The sequence below is a fragment of the Propioniciclava coleopterorum genome (genome assembly GCF_011393335.1).
Classification (GTDB): Bacteria; Actinomycetota; Actinomycetes; order Propionibacteriales; family Propionibacteriaceae; genus Propioniciclava; species Propioniciclava coleopterorum.
On the sequence record NZ_CP049865.1, the window covers coordinates 552,986 to 570,611 of the forward strand.

Below are 17,626 nucleotides of genomic sequence, written 5' to 3' on the forward strand. Positions count from 1 at the left end.
ACGCCTCAGACGACGACGGTCGAGACGGGCAGCCCGGAGTTCGCGCCGATCCCCAGGCTGCTGGCGGGCCGGCCGCGCCGGATCACCTCCGCGCCCAGGGCCGCCATCATGGCGCCGTTGTCGGTGCACAGCCCGGGCCGGGGACGCCGCACGGTGACGCCCGCGGCGTCCGCGCGCTCCTGCAGCAGGCCACGGAGGCGGGAGTTGGCCGCGACGCCGCCGCCCAGCAGGATCGTGTCGAGCCCGTAGTGGTCGCACATGTCCATGGCCTTGGCCGTCAGCACGTCGCAGACGGCCTCCTGGAAGGACGCGCACACGTCGGCCACCGGGATCTCCTCGCCGGCGAGCTCCCGGGTCTCGACCCAACGCGACACGGCGGTCTTGAGGCCGGAGAACGAGAAGTCGAAGCGGTGCCGGGCCAGGTCCTTGCGGCTGGTGAGGCCGCGCGGGAAGGCGATCGCGGTGGGGTCGCCGTCGGCGGCCGCCCGGTCGATCAGCGGACCGCCGGGGTAGCCCATGCCCAGCAGGCGGGCCACCTTGTCGTAGGCCTCGCCCGCGGCGTCGTCGATCGTCGAGCCCACCTCGGTGATCGCGCCGGTGATGTCGTCGACGACCAGCAGGGAGGTGTGGCCGCCGGAGACGAGCAGCGCGCCGAAGCGCTCGGGCAGCGGCCCGTGGTCGAGCAGGTCCACCGCGACGTGGCCGACGAGGTGGTTGAGCCCGTACAACGGCTTGTCCAGCGCGATCGCCAACGCCTTGGCGGCCGACAGGCCCACCACGAGCGCGCCCATGAGCCCCGGACCGGCGGTGACGCAGATGCCGTCCACGTCGGCCAGGTCGACCCCAGCCGCCTCGGTGGCGCGCCGCAGCGCCGGGACGATGGCCTGCAGGTGGGCGCGGGAGGCCACCTCGGGCACCACGCCGCCGAAGCGCACGTGCTGCTCCACCGAGCTGGCCACCTCGTTGGCCAGCAGTTCGGTCCCCCGGACGATCGCCACGCCCGTCTCGTCGCAGCTCGACTCGATCCCGATCACCAGCGGCTCGCTCATGCCGCACCTCCCAGCGGTAGTGCCATGACCAGGGCGTCGCGCCCGGGCCCGTAGTAGTTGGCGCGCGTCGCCAGCGCGACGAAGCCCACGTGGTCGTACAGCGCGCGGGCGGCCGCGTTGTCGGCCTCGACCTCGAGCATCACCTGGGACGCGCCCGCCTCGGCGGCCCAGGTCAGCCCCGCCAGCACCAGGCGCCGGGCGACCCCGGCGCGGCGGGCGTCGGGCGCGACGATCACACGGTTGAGGTCGGCGGTGTCGCCGGCCACGCTGAACGCGATGACGCCGGCGGGCCCGGTCGCGCCCGGTTCGATCAGGACGCACGCGCGCGGCGAGCCGATCTCCTCGGACCACGCGTGCTCGCTCCAGCGGCCGGTCGGGAAGGCGTCCTCGAGCGCGGCGATCGCGGCGGCGTCCTCCGGGCGCGCGGCGAGCGGGCTCATCGCGTCCTGCTCAGGCTGACCCGGGCCCGCGGCAGCGCGGACTTGCGGGCCGTGGAGACCTCGGCGTCCGGGCGGCGCAGGTACAGCGGCTCCAGCCCGGCGTCCGGCAGCGGGGTCACGGCGAGCCAGGCGGCGTCCAGGGTGGTCGGGCCGGACGGTTCGCCGACCAGGTGGGCGCCGGGGCCGGCCAGCGGCAGCGCCGGGACGTCCGCGGGCGCCGTGACGTGCGGGCCGTCGCCGCGGCGTCCGAATGCGTCGTAGCGCGCCCAGTACACCTCCTTGCGGCGGGCGTCGGAGACGACGACGAAGTCCTCGGGGGCGCCCCGGGCGGCCCAGGCTGCGGCGACGGCGTCCAGCGAGCAGGCGCCGGTGACCGGGATGCCGAGCACCTCGGCGAGCGTCGTCCCAGTCGCGACGCCGACCCGCAACCCGGTGAACGGGCCGGGCCCGACGCCAACGACGATGCCGGTCAGGTCGGACAGCGCGTGCCCGGCCTCGCCCAGGACGCGCTGCACGAGCGGCGCGAGTTCCTCGGCGTGCGCGCGGGCGTCGTCGACGCGCCCGGCGGCGAGGATCACGCCGTCGGCGACCAGCGCCGCCTCGACCACCGTCGAGGTGTCGAGCGTCAGGATCAGGGTCATGCGTCCTCCTCCAGGGCGGCGGCGAGCCGGGCGCGGTCCCAGCGGTCGCCGTGCGGGGTCACGAAGACCCAGCGGGTCTCGTCGTCGGGGTCGGTGCCGCGGCGGATGTCCACGTCCAGCCGGTCGGACGCCAGTCCCTCGGCCACGCCGGTCCCCCACTCCACGAGGGTGACCGAGTCGGCCAGGGACTCCTCCAGGTCGAGGTCCTCGAGTTCGGCGGCGTCGCCGAGCCGGTAGGCGTCCACGTGCACGAGCGTCGGCCCCCCGGTTCGCGGCGGGTGGATCCGGGCGAGCACGAAGGTGGGCGAGATGATCGGCCCGTCGACGTCGAGGCCGGCGCCGAGCCCCTGGGTGAAGGTGGTCTTCCCGGCGCCGAGTTCGCCCGAGGCGATGATCAGGTCGCCGGCGCGCAGCAGCCCCGCCAGGCGGCGGCCGAGCGTCCGCATGGCGTCGGCGTCGGCGGCGCGGGCGACGAGCGGCAGGGGGCGGCGCAGCAGGAGGTGCCCGGCCCGCTCCCCGTCGGTGGCGAAGCCGACGCGGCGCCAGCGCTCCACCACGTCGGGGTGGTCGGCGCGGGCCAGCAAGGTGAGCTCGGGTTCGCCCAGGTCGGCGCGGTGCTCCCCGATCACCTCGACCAGGAAGGTCGCGACACCCTGCCCGCGGAGCGCGGGCACCACGCCGACGCGGGTCAGGCACGGCTCGCCCTCCAGGGGCACGACCACGGCACCGCCGACGGCCTCGCCGTCGACCTCGGCGACGTAGCCCGTGCCGGCGGCCAGCCGCGCCCCGACGGCCGCCTCGTCGTCCGACAGCGCCGCGGCCGGCGCGCCGTGCACCGGACGCGCGGCGAAGGCCGCGTGCGAGACGGCCAGCAGGGTGGCCGCGTCCGAGGCGTCCGCGAGCCGCACGGTGAGCTCGCGTCCGTCGGGCAGCAGGGCGGCGGCGAGTTCGCGGACGGCGTGGGACATGGGCACCTGTTCCAGAAAAGGGGGAGCGCGGAAAGCGCGCCCGCCAGTCTACTCCCGCCTCGGGAGAGGACCCAGCGGGGTCAGCCCTCGACGACCACCATCGCGACGGCCACCCCGGCGTCGTGGCTGATGGAGACGTGGAGCCGGGAGACCCCGAGTTCCTCCACCCGGTCGGCCACCGTCCCGGTGACCACCAGGGACGGCCGCCCGGTCTCGTCGGCCAGCACCTCGCAGTCGCTCCAGCGCAGGCCCGCCGGGGCGCCCAGCGCCTTGGCCAGGGCCTCCTTGGCGGCGAACCGGCCGGCCATGGTCTGGTCGCTGCCGTCCTGCTCGGCCAGGGTGAAGACGCGGTCGGTGAAGCCGGGGCGGGCGCGCGCCTGGCTGATCCGGTCGACCGAGCACACGTCGACCCCGATCCCGAGGATCACTCGACGGTGACCGACTTGGCGAGGTTGCGCGGCTGGTCCACGTCGTGGCCCAGCAGGGTCGCCACCTCGCAGGCGAAGATCTGCAGCGGGACGGTCGCCAGCAGCGGCTGCAGCAGCGTGGACGCCTTCGGCAGCCGGATCAGCTTGTCGGCGTAGGGCTCCACCTCGGCGTCGCCCTCCTCCACCAGCACGATGGTGCGCGCCCCGCGGGCCCGCACCTCCTGGATGTTGGAGATCACCTTGTCGTGCAGCTGGTCGCGGCCCTGCGGCGGCACGACGACGAAGACCGGGATGCCCTCCTCGACCAGCGCGATCGGGCCGTGCTTGAGCTCGCCGGCGGGGAAGCCCTCGGCGTGCAGGTAGGCGATCTCCTTGAGCTTGAGGGCCCCCTCGAGCGCGACCGGGTAGCCGACGTGCCGCCCCAGGAAGAGCACCGACGGCACCTGGTGCAGTTCGCGGGCCAGCGCGTGCAGGTCCTCGGTGCCGTCCAGCACCTGCTGGATCTTGGCCGGCATCGTCTCGAGCTCGGCCATGATCGTGGCGATCTCGTCGCCGAACTTGGTGCCGCGCACCTGCGCCAGGTAGAGCCCCAGCAGGTAGCAGGCGGTCACCTGGGTCAGGAAGCCCTTGGTGGACGCCACCCCGATCTCGGGGCCGGCGTGCGTGTAGATGACGGCGTCGGACTCGCGCGGGATGGTGGACCCGTTGGTGTTGCAGATCGCGATCACCTTGGCGCCCTGCTCGCGGGCGTGCCGCACGGCCATCAGCGTGTCGGCGGTCTCGCCCGACTGCGAGATCGTCACGACCAGCGTGCGCGGGGTGATGATCGGGTCGCGGTAGCGGAACTCCGAGGCGATCTCGACCTCGCAGGGGACGCGCGTCCAGTGCTCGATGGCGTACTTGGCGACCAGGCCGGCGTAGTAGGCGGTGCCGCAGGCGACGATGACGATCTTGTCGATGCTGCGCAGTTCGGCGGGCGCGATCCGGATCTCGTCCAGGGTGAGCTGGCGGTCGGCGTCGAAGCGGCCCAGCAGCGTGTCGGACACGGCCTGCGGCTGCTCGTAGATCTCCTTGCGCATGAACCAGTCGTAGCCGCCCTTCTCGGCCGCCGACAGGTCCCAGTCGACGTGGTAGGGCTTGCCCTCGACCTCGTTGCCCTCGAAGTCGGTGCCGCGCCAGCCGTCGCGGCGGACCTCGACGACGACGTCCTGGCCCATCTCGACGGCCTCGCGGGTGAACTCGATGAAGGCCGCCACGTCGGAGGCGACGAACATCTCGCCCTCCCCCACGCCCATCACCAGCGGGCTGTTGCGGCGCGAGGCCACCAGCAGGTCGGGGTCGTGGGCGTCGATGGCGACCAGCGTGAAGGCGCCCTCCAGGCGGCGGCTGACCGCGCGCATCGCGTCGGCCAGGCCCGCGCCGCCGGCGATCTCGCGGGCGACCAGCTGGGCCGCGACCTCGGAGTCCGTCTGGGACAGGAACGCGACGCCCTGGGCCTCGAGTTCGGCGCGCAGCGGCGCGAAGTTCTCGATGATGCCGTTGTGGATGAGCGCCACCCGGCCGTCCGCGGAGACGTGCGGGTGGGCGTTGGCGTCGGTGGGCGCGCCGTGCGTGGCCCACCGGGTGTGCCCGATGCCGAGGTGGGACTCGGGGACGGGGTGCTCCGCCAGCTCGGCCTCGAGGTTCGTCAGCTTGCCCGCCTTCTTGCGCCAGACCAGCCCGTCATCCGCCTCGACCGCGATCCCTGCGGAGTCGTAACCGCGGTATTCCATGCGGCGCAGCGCGTCCACCAGGACGTTCTGCGCGTTCCTCGGCCCGACATACCCGATAATTCCGCACATGGGATTCAGCGTACCGGCCGCCCCCCACGCCGAGCGAGGCGAGGGCGTCGTGGATGAATACGGCCCCTACGTGCTCGCCGAGCGGGCCGTGTGGGCCGATCTCGCGACGCAGATGCCGGTGGCGCTCACCGAGGAGACGCTCGAGCGCGTCCGGTCCCGGCTGGACACCATCGACCTGGCGCAGGTACGCGAGGTGTACCTGCCGCTGACCGAGCTCATCCACCTCTACGTGGAGTACACCGGCCACCTCTACAGCAGCACGCACGACTTCCTGGAGGTCTCGGAGCGCCGCACCCCGTTCGTGATCGGCGTCGCCGGCTCGGTCGCGGTGGGCAAGTCCACCACCAGCCGGCTGCTGGTCGAGTTGCTGTCCCAGCTGCCGGGGCACCCGCGGGTGGACCTGGTGACCACCGACGGCTTCCTGCACCCCAATGCGGAGCTGGAGCGGCGCGGCATCATGAACCGCAAGGGCTTCCCCGAGAGCTACGACCGGCAGGCGCTGCTGAAGTTCGTGATGGACGTGAAGTCGGGCGCGCCCGTGGTGGAGGCGCCGGTGTACAGCCACCTCGTCTACGACATCGTGCCCGGCGAGAAGATCGTGGTGAGCCACCCCGACATCCTGATCATCGAGGGCCTCAACGTGCTGCAGCCCGCCCGGCTGCGCTCGGACTCCGACACCTCGCTGGCGGTCAGCGACTTCTTCGACTTCTCGGTCTACGTGGACGCCTCCGAGGACGACCTGCGCGCCTGGTACCTCGAGCGGTTCCTCAAGCTGCGCGAGACCGCCTTCCGGGACCCGCGCTCCTACTTCGCGAAGGTGGCCGCCCTGTCGGACGCCGACGCCCTGGCCTACGGCACCGAGGTGTGGGACACCATCAACGCCCCCAACCTGCGCGAGAACATCCTGCCCACCCGCGGCCGCGCCACCGCGATCCTGCGCAAGAACGCCCAGCACGACATCGAGTGGATCCGCATCCGCAAGATCTGATCCGGCGCCGAGACCCCGCCGGGGCGTCGGGGGCGGCCGCTAGGCTCCCGCCATGACGGAACGCGGTTATCACCAGGCGTCCGTGCTGGACGAGGCGGGCCTCAGCCTGGCCCTCGCCCCGGCACTCACCCCCAACGGGCCGGTCGCATCCCCGTCGTTCTTCCACGGGTTCGCGACCCACCCCCTCGTGCTGGCGCGCGGCCTGGTCACGCTGGCCGACATCACCGCCGCCCGCTACTTCCCGCTGGGCACCAGCTCGATGCGCGACCCCGTGCTCACCGCGCACGGCGATCGGCTGCGCGCCGAGGTGTTCTCCGCCTGCGCGGGGGTGCACGCCCGGCTGGACCTGCTCGGGGCCGGCTTCGACGGCGGCGAGATCGGGCACGGCACCACCAACGTCGACATCGGCCTGCACACCCGGACGGCCCTGTCCCGGGTGGGTCGCTCCGACCTGCTGCACGTCGACGTCGGGAGCGAGGGGCTGGCCGTGTCCAGCCCGGAGCGCACCGCGGTCGAGCGGCCGGTCGACATGCCCGATCGCTGGGTGCGTTCGCTGGGCAACACCGCCGAGATCCTGCACGGCCTGGTGCCCGTGCTCACGGTGGACGCCGCCGCGGCGCGCGCCTTCATCGCCGCGCTGCCCGCCGCCACCGCCGCGACCCGCGGCGGCTGGGTGACCCGGACGCGCACCGGGCTGCGGGTCGCGGCGCGGCCGTCGGGCCCGGCCGTCTTCCTGGCCGGGACGCACCGGCTGTCGGGGCTGAAGCGGATGCTGCCGCACGTGCAGGGCCTCACCCTGTACGGCCCCGCCGGCGGCGGCGAGGGCGCCTCCGCGGTCGAGGTGCACCTGCCCGCGGCCCGGCTCACGCTGGTGCTCACCGCCGGCGCCACCCGCGGCTTCTCCGGGGAGGGCGCCCTGCTGGACGCCCTCGCGTCCCCGACGGCGCTCGAGGACGCCGCCCTGGTCTCAGCGCTGCTGTCCTTCGAGCCCCGGATCGACGTCGCCCGGCTCGCCCGGGACGCCGACCTCACCCCGGACGCCGTCCGCGACGCCCTGGCGGTGCTGGCGTCCTCGGGCCGGGTCGGCTGGGACGGACACGAGGAGGCCTGGTTCCACCGCGAACTGCCCGACGCCCCCGACCGGGTCACCCGCGACAATCCGCGGCTGGTCGCCGCCCGCCGCCTCGTGGCCGCCGGCGGGGTGCGGACCGGCGCCGAGCCCGGCACCTGGCAGGTCGCGGGGGCGTCCGAGGGCGACTACCTGGTCCGCCGGGAGGCCGACGGCGACCGCTGCGCCTGCACCTGGTACCTGTCGCACCGCGGCACCCGCGGCCCGTGCAAGCACGTGCTGGCCGCCCAGATCTTCGACCAGGAGGCCCGATGACCGCCCTCGCCGACGCCGTCGCCGTGTTCCGCGAGCTGGGCTGGGCCGACGCCGACCTGAGCCGGGCGCTCGAGCTGCCGCTGGGCACCCCCGAGCAGCGCGCCGTCGCCAGGAAGGGCGTGGCCAAGGGCGTCTGGGGCGCGTTCGGCGAGGTCGGCCCGAACCGGTACGCCTGGGTGTCGGCGATCGGGGTCGACGGCAAACTGTTCCTCGTGTTCGCGCTGCGCCAGGGCGTCTCCGCCCGGCGTGCCGCCCAACTGCTGCGCGACGTCCGCACGACGGGCCTCGACCAGGCCCTCGCCGCGGTCTTCGAGGCCGGCAACCCGGGCGCGGTCGCCCGCGCCCTGTTCCCCGGCGACGGCGGCCAGCCCTGGACGGTGCAGGCCGCGCTGCGCCTGCTGGTACCCGGCGACGAGGAACCGCCCACCGGCCGGGCCTACCTGCGCGCGTGGACCCGGCTCGCCGAGAGGGCGTTGATCCACAACGCCGGCGGCAAGGATCTAGCCCGCTGGCGGTTCGCCGACCACGTCCGGGCCGCCATCGCCGCCGGGGTGCCGGCGGCCGGCTCCCCCGAGGCCGGGCCGATCGCGCTCGTGCTGGGCCGCGGCGTCGAGTTGGGCCTGCTGGAGCGCGACGAGGCCGTCGAGCTGAGCTTCGGCGGCCTGGACGCCTCCGCGCGGCCCAGCGACCGGATCACCTGGCTGGACACCCTGGCCGGCCTGGGCGTCACCGACGCCGACCTGCTGGAGCGCGCGGACGCCCTCGTCCCGCTGCTCGGCTTCGGCGACGCCGCGCTCATCGAGCGGCTGACCCCGATCCTGCTGGCCGGGGACGACGCGACCGCCGTGGACGTGGTGCTCGTCGCGCTGGCGGCCAAGACCAAGAAGACCCGCCGCGCCGTGCTGGAGGCGGCGGCGTCCCGTCCCCGTCCGGCGGGCGCCGAACTGGTGGCCGACGTCGTGGCCGGCCAGGCCGCGGACACCGACCGGGGCGTCGCCCGCGCCGCCGCCGCGCTCGCCGCGTCCTGGGGGCTGGACGCCGCACCGGTGGCCCCCGGACCGGCGCCGGTCACCGGGGCGTGGCGGCCGACGCCGCCGCTGTGGACGGTCCCCGCGTTCCGGGTGCCCGAGGCCACCCCCGGCGCGCTCACCGACGCGGCCGCGACCCTGACCGGGCGGGCGTCCACCGCCGTGCCCGACGTCGAGGTGGAGCGGTTCTGGGCCCTGGCGGTCGCGGTCGCCCACGCCGACGCCGAGGCGGCCCGCGCAGCCCTGCGCGGGGTGAAGCAGGAGTGGCGGATCGCCCTGGGCGCGGCCGCCAGCTGGGTGCGCGGCGAGCCCTGCGCGTTCGCCGACCGGCTGGCCGGCGAGTCCGAGTGGCAGACGACCGACGTCCACCTCGGCCTGATCCGAGCCCGCGACGCCCAGCTCGCCGAGCGGCTGGGCGAGCTCCCGGTGCTGCTGTCCACGCCGAGCCGGGACGACCTCAGCGTCCTGCCCGACGCCCTCACCGAACGCCTCGCCCGGTACGCCGTCGCCGGCGTGGCGGTCGCCGAGGCCGACCTGGTGCTGGCCGCCACCCGGCTCGACCTGCCCGCCGTCACCGACGCGCACCGGGCCGCCTGGCGCGACCTCGACGTGCCCGTCCTCGGCTCGCGGGGCCCGATCGCCGCGTCCGCCGGCCCGACGCTGGCGGCCTACACACTCGATCCGGTGCTGGAGCCCGCACCCAGCCCCACGGGAAGCGCCGACGGCCACGGCCAGGTGGTCAAGCCGGCCAGCCTCGCGGCCTTTCCGCCGCGGCTGGGGGGCGGCTGGTCGGGCGTGGAGCAGGGCGTCCACCCGGCCTGGGCTCGGGCCTTCTCGTCGGGCGACGACGGCATCCCGACGGGCACGGCGCTGCGCCAACTCGCCCGGCGCGCGGCGCCGCTGTCCGACATGCACGCCGCCGACCTGCTCACCGCGCAGCGCGACCTGCTCGACGCGGACCCCGACGGCGCCGCCCAGGCGGCGCTGGAAGCGTTCGAGCGCGGGCTGCTGCTCCCCGGGGCCGCGGACGCCGCCCTCCTCGCCGAACCGCCGACGGCGCTGGCATCCCTGGCGCTGGCCTGGCAGGACACCGCCCAGCTCGGCCTGGCCTCGGTGGTCTGGGGCGCCCTGGACGCGCTCGCGCTCGGATCGGTTCTGGCGCAGCGGCTGCAGCCCGGCACGGCCGAGGTGGTCGACGCCCTGGCCGCCCTGGCGCCCGAGGTGCGGGCGGCGGTGTCCGCCGGGCACGCGGACGCGGCGGTGTGGGACCTGCCCGGGCTGCGCCGGCTGGCCGAGCGGTCGGGCTCGTCGCGCGCGGTGACGGCGGCCCGCGCGATGGTGGCGGATCTCCCGGCGGCCGTCTCCCCGCCGCCCGAGCCGGAGCCCGAGCCGGCCATCCCCTTCGAGCAGGCGTGGCCGGAGGGCGTGGGGTCAGCCCCCACCGTCCCCGACGGGGCGCGCGTGAGCGCCCGCTGGGGCCCCGGCCCCCGCCGGATGCTGGTGGTGCAGATCGCCGCCCCGGTCGGTTCCTTCCGGGTCGCCAAGCGCTGGTTCTACGATCTGGAGGTGGAGGGCCAGTGCCAGGCCGACGACGCCGCCACCGGCGCCACGCGGTGGCTGTGGTGGGACGCCGACGCCGCCGTCCTCGCGGCGTCCCCGCACCGCAACCGGACCGAGGGGAACGACAACCCGCTGCGGCTCGCCGGGCCGGTCCCGCCGCTCACGGTGGCGATGGCGGCGGTCACGCTCGTGGGCCTGTGCCAGGAGCAGGACGTGTATACCGCCCGCGAGGTGGCCACGGGTCTGGGCACCGGCTCGGTGCGGCTGGCCATGGCGGCGCTGCTGGCCGACTCCCCCGACGTCAGCCCCGCCAAGATCGTCGCCGCCCTGGACGCCGACCCCGCGCTGCTTCCGGCCTTCTGGCCGGTGCTGACCCAGTCCGTCCGGCACGCCGCGACCCACGACAAGCCCCCGCACTGGCTGAACCGGATCCTGGACGCCGCCCTGCGGCACGCCGACACGCTGGCCGAGGCGTCCCGGCGCGGCCTGATCCCCGCCGAGGACGCCGCCTGGCCGGGCCTGGGTACGCTGGCCGATCGCCCCGGGCAGACGGCCGCCCTGCGGAAGGCGCGCGAACTGCGGCAGGCGTTGGGGCTGTAACCGGCCGTCGAAGCGGTCCGTCGACGGCCGCGTCGGGTCAGGACGCGGAGCGGTCCGGGCGGCGCAGCCGCGCCCGCAGCGCGGCGGGCGGGCGCACGCCCGAGGCCAAGATCAGGGGGACGGCCGCGAGCAGCATGGCGAGCAGGTCGGCCCACAGCGAGATCAGCCACGGGGTGGTGCCGTGCAGGATCACGCAGACCCAGACCACCAGGCTGCCCCACGCGGCGGCGGCCCACTGCCGCGCATCCCAGGCGCGTCCGGCCCGGGCCAGGCCGCCGGTGCGCAGCGCGGCGACGCCGAGCGCGACCGCGGTCAGCACCCCGGCCGTGGCGGCGGTGATCAGCGGGCCGCTGGCGGCGTAGGCCAGCAGCGCCAGGGCCACGCCCACCAGCGCCGTGCCGCGACGGCTCCGCGCGTCGGACGCCTCGGGCGCGGGCGGGACCAGGCCCGCGTCGTCCCGCCGCGCGACCAGCACGAAGGGGACGGCCACGCAGGCGGCCACCAGGACCGCGACCCACGCGGGGATCGGCAGGTCCGGGACGGCCAGCGCGACCAGGTGCAGGCCGAGGAACGGGAGCACGGAGAACACGCCGTAGGACTCCCGCCACGGCCGCTTGATCCGGCCCAGGTGGGCGGCGACGCCGTCCACGCCGAGGGCCCCGGCCCAGGCGAACAGCGGCAGGACGGCGGGCACCTGCGACTCGAACCGGAACTGCGGCAGGATGGCCACCAGCGCGCTGGTGAGGATGAAGCAGCACGCGACGGCGCCGGTCAGGCCCGCCGCGAGGGTCGCGGCGCTGGGCCGCGGCCGGCTCACAGCGAGAGACGTTCCTTGACCACGGCGGCGAGCCGCTCGGCGATCTGCTGGGCGCGTTCGCCGGTGTCGGCCTCGACCATGACCCGCACGAGGGGCTCGGTGCCCGAGGGACGCAGCAGCACCCGTCCGGCCTCGCCGAGCTCGCGCCCGGCGGCCGTGACCGCCGAGTTGACCTCGGGGTCGATGCCGGCGCGGGCCTTGTTGACGCCCGAAACGTTGATCATCACCTGCGGCAGCCGGGTCATCACGGCCCCGAGCTCGGCCAGCGAACGGCCCGTCGCGACCATCTGGGCGGCCACGTGCAGCGCCGTGAGGACGCCGTCGCCGGTGGTGGCGAACTCACTCATGATGACGTGCCCGGACTGCTCACCGCCGAGAGCGAACCCGTTGTTGTTCATCGACTCCAGGACGTAGCGGTCGCCGACCTTGGTCTGGTCGACCGCGATGCCGTGCGCCTTCATCGCCTGGAAGAAGCCGAGGTTGCTCATCACGGTGGCCACCACGGTGTTCACGTGCAGCGCGCCGGTCTGCTTGAGCGCCAGCGCCAGGATCGCGAGGATCTGGTCGCCGTCGATCAGTTCTCCCGCGGCGTCCACGGCCAGGCAGCGGTCGGCGTCCCCGTCGAAGGCGAAGCCGACGTCGGCCCCGTTCTCCACCACGGCGCGCCGCAGGTCGTCCATGTGGGTCGAGCCGCAGTTCTCGTTGATGTTGAGGCCGTCGGGCCCGGCGTGGATCGTCGTCACCTCGGCGCCGGAGCGCGCGAACGCGTCCGGGCCGGTGTGGAAGGCCGCGCCGTTGGCGCAGTCGAGGACCACCTTCAGGCCCGCCAGGCGCCCCGGCTCGCCCAGCGAGGCGACGAGGTGGGCGACGTAGTGGTCCACGGCGTCCGGCTGATCGACCACGCGGCCGACCTGCGCGCCGGTGGGGCGCGTCCATTCGGCGTCCAGGCGGGCCTCGATCATGTCCTCGAGGTAGTCGTCGAGCTTGACCCCGCCGCGCGCGAAGAACTTGATGCCGTTGTCGGGCATCGGGTTGTGGCTCGCCGACAGCATCACGCCCAGGTCGGCGTTCAGGTGGTTGACCAGGAAGGCCGCAGCCGGGGTGGGCACGACGCCCACCTTGACGACGTCGACGCCCGCCGACGCGAGGCCGGCCACGACGGCCGCCTCGAGGAACTCGCCGGAGGCCCGGGGATCACGCGCAACGAGGGCCACCGGACGGTGACCCTCGAACTGCCCGGTTTCACCGAGCACGTGCGCCGCCGCCACCGAGAGCTCGAGAGCGAGCTCTGCGGTGAGGTCGACGTTCGCCCTGCCCCGGACCCCATCGGTACCGAAGAGCCGTGGCACGGGCGTCAGCGCTTGCTGTACTGCGGAGCCTTGCGGGCCTTCTTCAGACCAGCCTTCTTGCGCTCCTTGACGCGGGCGTCGCGGGTGAGGAAGCCGGCCTTCTTCAGCGCGGGGCGGCTCGCCTCGGCGTCGATCGCGTTCAGCGCACGGGCGATGCCCAGGCGCAGCGCGCCGGCCTGGCCGGTGACGCCGCCGCCGATGATCTTGGCGATCACGTCGTAGGAGCCCTCGACGGCCGCGGTCACGAAGGGCTCGTTCACGGTCTGCTGGTGCAGCTTGTTCGGGAAGTACTCCTCCAGCGAACGGCCGTTGATCTTGAACTCACCGGTGCCCGGCACGAGCCGGACGCGGGCGATGGCCTCCTTGCGGCGGCCGGTCGCGGCACCCGGCGCGACGACGGCGGGGCGGACGCCCGGCGCCGCCGAGGAGGGCGTGCCCTCGGCGCGGTACATGATCTCGCGATTCTCACCGTCGGTGAACGTCGCGGTCTCGTCGATGACTTCTTCGGTGGCGTTGTCGGTCACGTTGTTTCCTTGGGTCACTGAGCGATCTTCGTGATCTCGTACGCCTGCGGCTGCTGCGCGGCGTGCGGGTGCTCAGGGCCGCCGTAGACCTTGAGCTTCTTGAGCTGCTGACGGCTCAGCTTGTTCTTGGGGAGCATGCCCCAGACGGCGCGCTCGACGGCCTGCCGGGGATCCTTCTCCAGCAGTTCGCCGTACGGCACGGCCTTCAGGCCACCCGGGCGGCCCGAGTGCCGGTAGGCCATCTTGGTGGTGGCCTTGTTGCCCGAGAGGGCGATCTTGTCGGCGTTGACGACCACGACGAAGTCGCCGGTGTCGACGTGAGGCGCAAAGGTGGCCTTGTGCTTGCCGCGGAGCAGCGTCGCGACGGTCGTCGCGAGACGACCCAGCACGACGTCGGAGGCATCAATCACATGCCAGTTCCTGGTGACCTCGCCAGGCTTAGGGCTGTACGTAGACACGGACGACCAATCTTCCATCGATGAGCAGACATTCTTGCGGGTGGCGCGGGGCACCCGGGGGCACACTCCAGCGCAACAGCGACTCATCCTACCGCCGCGCGTCCGAGGCACCAAATCAGCGCTCAGGAGCGCGGACACCCGCGGCGGGCGATGCCCGCGGGAGGATCTGCCGGGAACCGGCTCCGAAACGGCGCGGGAGTGGCAGTGTTGGTGCATGAGTTCAAAGGCGAACAACGCACCCTTTCACGTGAGCCATCCCGATGACGTGCGCAACGTCGTGCTCGTCGGCAACGCGGGGTCGGGCAAGACCTCGCTGTTCGAGCAGCTGCTGCGCGCGCGCATCCCCGGGTACCGCGGCGAGAAGGACACCCCCGAGCGCCTCTCGCAGCTGTACCTGGCGTCCCTGGAGAACGGTGACGTGGTCGTCAACCTGCTCGACGCCCCCGGGCACCCCGACTTCGTCGGCGAGTTGCGCGCAGGACTGCGCGCCGCCGACGCCGCCATCTTCGTCGTCAGCGCGGCCGACGGCGTCGACGCCGCGGCGCAGGCGTTGTGGGACGAGTGTGCGCGCGCCGGCATCCCGCGCGTGATCGCGCTGACCAAGCTGGACGCCGCCCACGACGACTTCGACGTGGTCGTGGAGGAACTCAAGGACAAGTTCGGCGAGGGCGTCCTGCCCACGCACGTGCCCGTGGGCCGGGGCACCGGGATCAACGGCACCGTCGGCGTCCTCTCGCGGCGGTTCCGGGACTACAGCGGCGGCGCGCCCGTGCTGCACGAGGCGGACGCCGACCATGAGGCGCTCGCCGAGCCGCACCGCGGCCCGCTGATGGAGGGCCTCATCCAGGAGGCCGAGGACGACGACCTGATGGACTCCTACCTCGAGGGCACCGATCCCGGGCGCGACTACCTGCTCAAGGACCTCATGAAGGCGACGGCGGGCGCGAACCTGTACCCGGTCGTCCCGGTCGTCCAGGGCATCGGCCTGGGCGCGGAGGAACTGCTGTCGCTGATGAAGCAGGGCTTCCCGACCGCCAGCCTGCACCCCAACCCCGAGACCGTCCGGCTCAACGGCGACCCCGAAGCGCCCCCCGTGACCGATCCCGAGGGTCCGCTCGTCGCCCAGGTCATCCGCACCACGACCGACCCGTTCGCGGGCCGGCTGTCCATGGTGCGGATCTTCGCCGGCACGATCCGGACCGACGACACGGTGCACGTGAGCGGGCACCGCTCGTTCTTCGTGGGCGAGGACGACGCCGTCCGCCCCGACCACGACGACGAGGAGCGCATCGGCCAGATCCAGCACGCGGTGGGCACCGACCTGAAACCCAAGGGCGTGGCGATCGCGGGCGAGATCGTGATGATCCCCAAGCTGACGACCGCCGAGACCGGTGACACGCTCACCTCCCGCGACGACGTCGTGGTGGTGCCCAATTGGCGCACGCCCCCCGCGCTGCACCCGGTCGCGATCCGGGCCGCCACCCGCAACGACGAGGGCAAGCTCGCCGTCGCCCTGCAGCGGCTCGCGCTCGAGGACACCGCGGTGCGCGTGAGCCGCGGCGTCCGGGACCAGTTGGTGCTGTGGACCACCGGCCAGGCGCACGCCGACCTGCTGCTCAACCGCCTCAAGGACGCCTACGGCGTCAACGTCGAGCCCGAGGAGGTGCGGATCGGCTACCGCGAGACGCTCGTCGCGCCGGCGAGCGCGATCGGGCGCCACGTGAAGCAGTCCGGCGGCCACGGGCAGTACGCGGTGGTGAACATCGAGGTCGCCCCCCTGCCGCGCGGCGAGGGCTTCCAGTTCGTCGACAAGGTGGTGGGCGGGGCCGTGCCCCGGCAGTTCATCCCGTCGGTCGAGAAGGGCATCCGGCACCAGCTCGAGAAGGGGGTCGCCACCGGCCACCCCATGGTGGACGTCCAGGTGACCCTCACCGACGGGAAGGCCCACTCGGTCGACTCCTCCGACATGGCCTTCCAGATGGCCGGCGCGGCCGCGCTCAAGGAGGCCTCCCAGGGCAACGTGGCGCTGCTGGAGCCGATCGACAAGGTGACCATCACCGTGCGCGACGACTACATGGGCGCGGTGATGACCGACCTGCCCGGACGCCGCGGGCAGATGCTGGGCTCCGACACCGAGGGCCGGCTGGTGACGATCGAGGCCCTGGTGCCGCAGTCGGAGTTGGCGCGCTACGCGATCGACCTGCGCGGCCTGACGCACGGCACGGGGTCGTTCACGCGGGCCGCGCACGGCTACGAACTGCTGCCCCCGGCGCTGGCCGACGAGCTCATCGGCTAGTCCCCCCGGCTCACCTCGTCCCGGGGCTCGTCCGCTACGGCGCGACGGGCCCCGGTTCGGCGTCCCGGGGCTCGTCGTCGACGGGGCGCTTGGCGCGCGGGAAGACCCACAGGCGCAGCATCAGGTAGATGTAGATGCCCTCGATGCACGCCGCCGTGACGCGCGCGACCATCAGGGGGACGTTCAGGGCGCCGAGCAGCGAGCCGAACCCCAGGATCCAGATCACGTAGTTGCTGATGATCACGAAGGTGTACTTGCCGGACTGCTTGCCCAGATCCCCGTGCTCGCGGAAGTTCAGCCAGCGGTTGAGCGCGAAGGCGTAGACCGAGGCGATGCCGTAGCCGATCGAGAAGATGACGCCGTAGGGGATGCCGTGGTCGGGCACGACGACGTCGACCAGCCGCAGGATGCCCATGTCCAGCAGGAACGCGCTGCCGTTGATGATCGCGTACCCGATGAACGTGACGGGGACCAGTCGCTTGAGCCAGTCCGGCAGCGCCTCACGCAGGCGCCAGGTGAAGCCCGCGAACCACCGGGCCGCGGGCCCGTCGCCGGGTTCGTGCTGGGGTGCACCCACGATCGTCCCTTCCGGCGCCGGTTCGGCGCCCGCCTCCACGCTCATATCTGCCTCAGGAACGCGATGATGCCGTCAGCGAGCATCTGCACGGCGATCGCCGCCAGCAGCATGCCCGCGATCCGGGTCAGCAGCACGGTGCCCGAGTCGCGCAGCACCTGCCTGATCGCCCCGGCGTACCGGAGGAACACCCACACGAGCAGCATGGCCGCGACGAGCGCCAGCCCGACGGTCACGTAGCCCCACACGTTCCCGTTCGCCGACTCCACGGCCAGCATCATCGCGACGATCGAGCCGGGGCCGGCCAGCAGCGGGATGCCCAGCGGGACGATCGCGATGTTGGTGTTGGACTCCAGGGTCTCGTTCTCCCCCGCCCCGGTGAGGAGCTGCATCGCCACCAGGAGCAGCAGCAGGCCGCCGGACACCTGGAGCGCCTCGATGGTGATGTGGAGGTAGTCCAGGATGAAGCGGCCGAACACCGCGAAGACGCTGATGATGCCGAAGGCGACGACCGCCGCGTTGCGCGCGGACGCCCGACGGGCCTCGGCGGACATGCCCCGGGAGAGCCCCAGGAACACCGGGAGCAGGCCGGGAGGATCCAGGATGACGAAGAGCGTCAACAGCGTCGAGAAGAACAGCTGAGGGTCGAACACGGGCCAACGCTACTGCCCCGGGGCGAGG

The 17,626-nt window shown here is 73.8% G+C and carries 16 protein-coding genes; 4 read left to right on the forward strand and 12 right to left on the reverse strand.

Going from position 1 to position 17,626, the window contains the following annotated elements; all coding sequences use genetic code 11:
• Positions 1-5: 5 nt before the first annotated feature.
• The 6 genes from tsaD to glmS all read right to left on the reverse strand — a co-directional run bounded on the left by tsaD (position 6) and on the right by glmS (position 5,367).
• Positions 6-1,049: a tRNA (adenosine(37)-N6)-threonylcarbamoyltransferase complex transferase subunit TsaD gene (tsaD, locus tag G7070_RS02670; protein WP_166231774.1), complete on the reverse strand. Its 1,044-nt coding sequence runs from the start codon at positions 1,047-1,049 to the stop codon at positions 6-8.
• Complete coding sequence (locus tag G7070_RS02675) at positions 1,046-1,489, reverse strand: GNAT family N-acetyltransferase (protein ID WP_166231775.1); 444 nt, start codon at positions 1,487-1,489, stop codon at positions 1,046-1,048. The genes tsaD and G7070_RS02675 overlap by 4 nt, the downstream gene beginning before the upstream one ends.
• Entirely contained in the window at positions 1,486-2,130 is a 645-nt protein-coding gene (gene tsaB / locus G7070_RS02680; RefSeq protein ID WP_166231777.1) for a tRNA (adenosine(37)-N6)-threonylcarbamoyltransferase complex dimerization subunit type 1 TsaB, read from the reverse strand. Before tsaB ends, G7070_RS02675 begins: the two co-directional genes overlap by 4 nt.
• Complete coding sequence (tsaE, locus tag G7070_RS18250) at positions 2,127-3,098, reverse strand: tRNA (adenosine(37)-N6)-threonylcarbamoyltransferase complex ATPase subunit type 1 TsaE (RefSeq protein WP_246227251.1); 972 nt, start codon at positions 3,096-3,098, stop codon at positions 2,127-2,129. Before tsaE ends, tsaB begins: the two co-directional genes overlap by 4 nt.
• A gap of 80 nt (positions 3,099-3,178) precedes the next feature.
• Positions 3,179-3,526 carry a holo-ACP synthase gene (locus G7070_RS02690; RefSeq protein ID WP_166231779.1) on the reverse strand — a complete coding sequence of 116 codons (348 nt, stop codon included), beginning with the start codon at positions 3,524-3,526 and terminating at the stop codon, positions 3,179-3,181.
• Entirely contained in the window at positions 3,523-5,367 is a 1,845-nt protein-coding gene (gene glmS / locus G7070_RS02695) for a glutamine--fructose-6-phosphate transaminase (isomerizing) (RefSeq protein WP_166231781.1), read from the reverse strand. The genes G7070_RS02690 and glmS overlap by 4 nt, the downstream gene beginning before the upstream one ends.
• Here glmS and coaA point away from each other — a divergent pair.
• Genes coaA through G7070_RS02710 form a run of 3 tightly spaced genes read left to right on the forward strand, consistent with a single transcriptional unit; the run spans position 5,366 to position 10,927 of the window.
• Positions 5,366-6,355: a type I pantothenate kinase gene (coaA, locus tag G7070_RS02700; protein ID WP_166231783.1), complete on the forward strand. Its 990-nt coding sequence runs from the start codon at positions 5,366-5,368 to the stop codon at positions 6,353-6,355. The genes glmS and coaA overlap by 2 nt on opposite strands.
• A 52-nt stretch (positions 6,356-6,407) precedes the next feature.
• Positions 6,408-7,739, forward strand: a complete 1,332-nt coding sequence (locus G7070_RS02705; RefSeq protein ID WP_166231785.1) for an SWIM zinc finger family protein — start codon at positions 6,408-6,410, stop codon at positions 7,737-7,739.
• Complete coding sequence (locus G7070_RS02710) at positions 7,736-10,927, forward strand: DUF7824 domain-containing protein (RefSeq protein ID WP_166231787.1); 3,192 nt, start codon at positions 7,736-7,738, stop codon at positions 10,925-10,927. Before G7070_RS02705 ends, G7070_RS02710 begins: the two co-directional genes overlap by 4 nt.
• 37 nt (positions 10,928-10,964) lie before the next feature.
• On the opposite strand, the gene G7070_RS02715 is transcribed toward G7070_RS02710, so the two are convergent.
• Genes G7070_RS02715 through rplM form a run of 4 tightly spaced genes read right to left on the reverse strand, consistent with a single transcriptional unit; the run spans position 10,965 to position 14,075 of the window.
• On the reverse strand, positions 10,965-11,744 hold the full coding sequence (locus tag G7070_RS02715) for a hypothetical protein (RefSeq protein WP_166231789.1): 780 nt from the start codon (positions 11,742-11,744) through the stop codon (positions 10,965-10,967).
• Entirely contained in the window at positions 11,741-13,093 is a 1,353-nt protein-coding gene (gene glmM, locus G7070_RS02720) for a phosphoglucosamine mutase (RefSeq protein WP_166231791.1), read from the reverse strand. Before glmM ends, G7070_RS02715 begins: the two co-directional genes overlap by 4 nt.
• Before the next feature lie 5 nt (positions 13,094-13,098).
• Entirely contained in the window at positions 13,099-13,617 is a 519-nt protein-coding gene (gene rpsI / locus G7070_RS02725) for a 30S ribosomal protein S9 (RefSeq protein ID WP_166231793.1), read from the reverse strand.
• Positions 13,618-13,631: 14 nt separating this feature from the next.
• Positions 13,632-14,075, reverse strand: a complete 444-nt coding sequence (rplM, locus tag G7070_RS02730) for a 50S ribosomal protein L13 (RefSeq protein ID WP_166231795.1) — start codon at positions 14,073-14,075, stop codon at positions 13,632-13,634.
• Positions 14,076-14,322: 247 nt separating this feature from the next.
• On the opposite strand from rplM, the gene G7070_RS02735 reads away from it, so the two are divergent.
• Complete coding sequence (locus G7070_RS02735) at positions 14,323-16,371, forward strand: elongation factor G (protein WP_246227253.1); 2,049 nt, start codon at positions 14,323-14,325, stop codon at positions 16,369-16,371.
• Between the two features lie 34 nt (positions 16,372-16,405).
• Here the strand turns inward: G7070_RS02735 and G7070_RS02740 are convergent, their stop codons facing one another.
• Together G7070_RS02740 and G7070_RS02745 are read right to left on the reverse strand one after the other, a co-directional pair.
• Positions 16,406-16,879 (reverse strand): GtrA family protein, encoded by a 474-nt coding sequence (locus tag G7070_RS02740; RefSeq protein ID WP_246228164.1) that lies wholly within the window; start codon positions 16,877-16,879, stop codon positions 16,406-16,408.
• 110 nt (positions 16,880-16,989) lie between these two features.
• Positions 16,990-17,598, reverse strand: a complete 609-nt coding sequence (locus G7070_RS02745; RefSeq protein WP_166231801.1) for a MarC family protein — start codon at positions 17,596-17,598, stop codon at positions 16,990-16,992.
• Positions 17,599-17,626 lie beyond the last annotated feature (28 nt).

Coding starts and splice junctions, on each gene's coding strand:
- tsaD (WP_166231774.1), bottom strand. CDS start 1,049: ATGAGCGAGCCGCTGGTGATCGGGATCGAGTCGAGCTGCGACGAGACG.
- G7070_RS02675 (WP_166231775.1), bottom strand. CDS start 1,489: ATGAGCCCGCTCGCCGCGCGCCCGGAGGACGCCGCCGCGATCGCCGCG.
- tsaB (WP_166231777.1), bottom strand. CDS start 2,130: ATGACCCTGATCCTGACGCTCGACACCTCGACGGTGGTCGAGGCGGCG.
- tsaE (WP_246227251.1), bottom strand. CDS start 3,098: ATGTCCCACGCCGTCCGCGAACTCGCCGCCGCCCTGCTGCCCGACGGA.
- coaA (WP_166231783.1), top strand. CDS start 5,366: ATGGGATTCAGCGTACCGGCCGCCCCCCACGCCGAGCGAGGCGAGGGC.
- glmS (WP_166231781.1), bottom strand. CDS start 5,367: ATGTGCGGAATTATCGGGTATGTCGGGCCGAGGAACGCGCAGAACGTC.
- G7070_RS02705 (WP_166231785.1), top strand. CDS start 6,408: ATGACGGAACGCGGTTATCACCAGGCGTCCGTGCTGGACGAGGCGGGC.
- G7070_RS02710 (WP_166231787.1), top strand. CDS start 7,736: ATGACCGCCCTCGCCGACGCCGTCGCCGTGTTCCGCGAGCTGGGCTGG.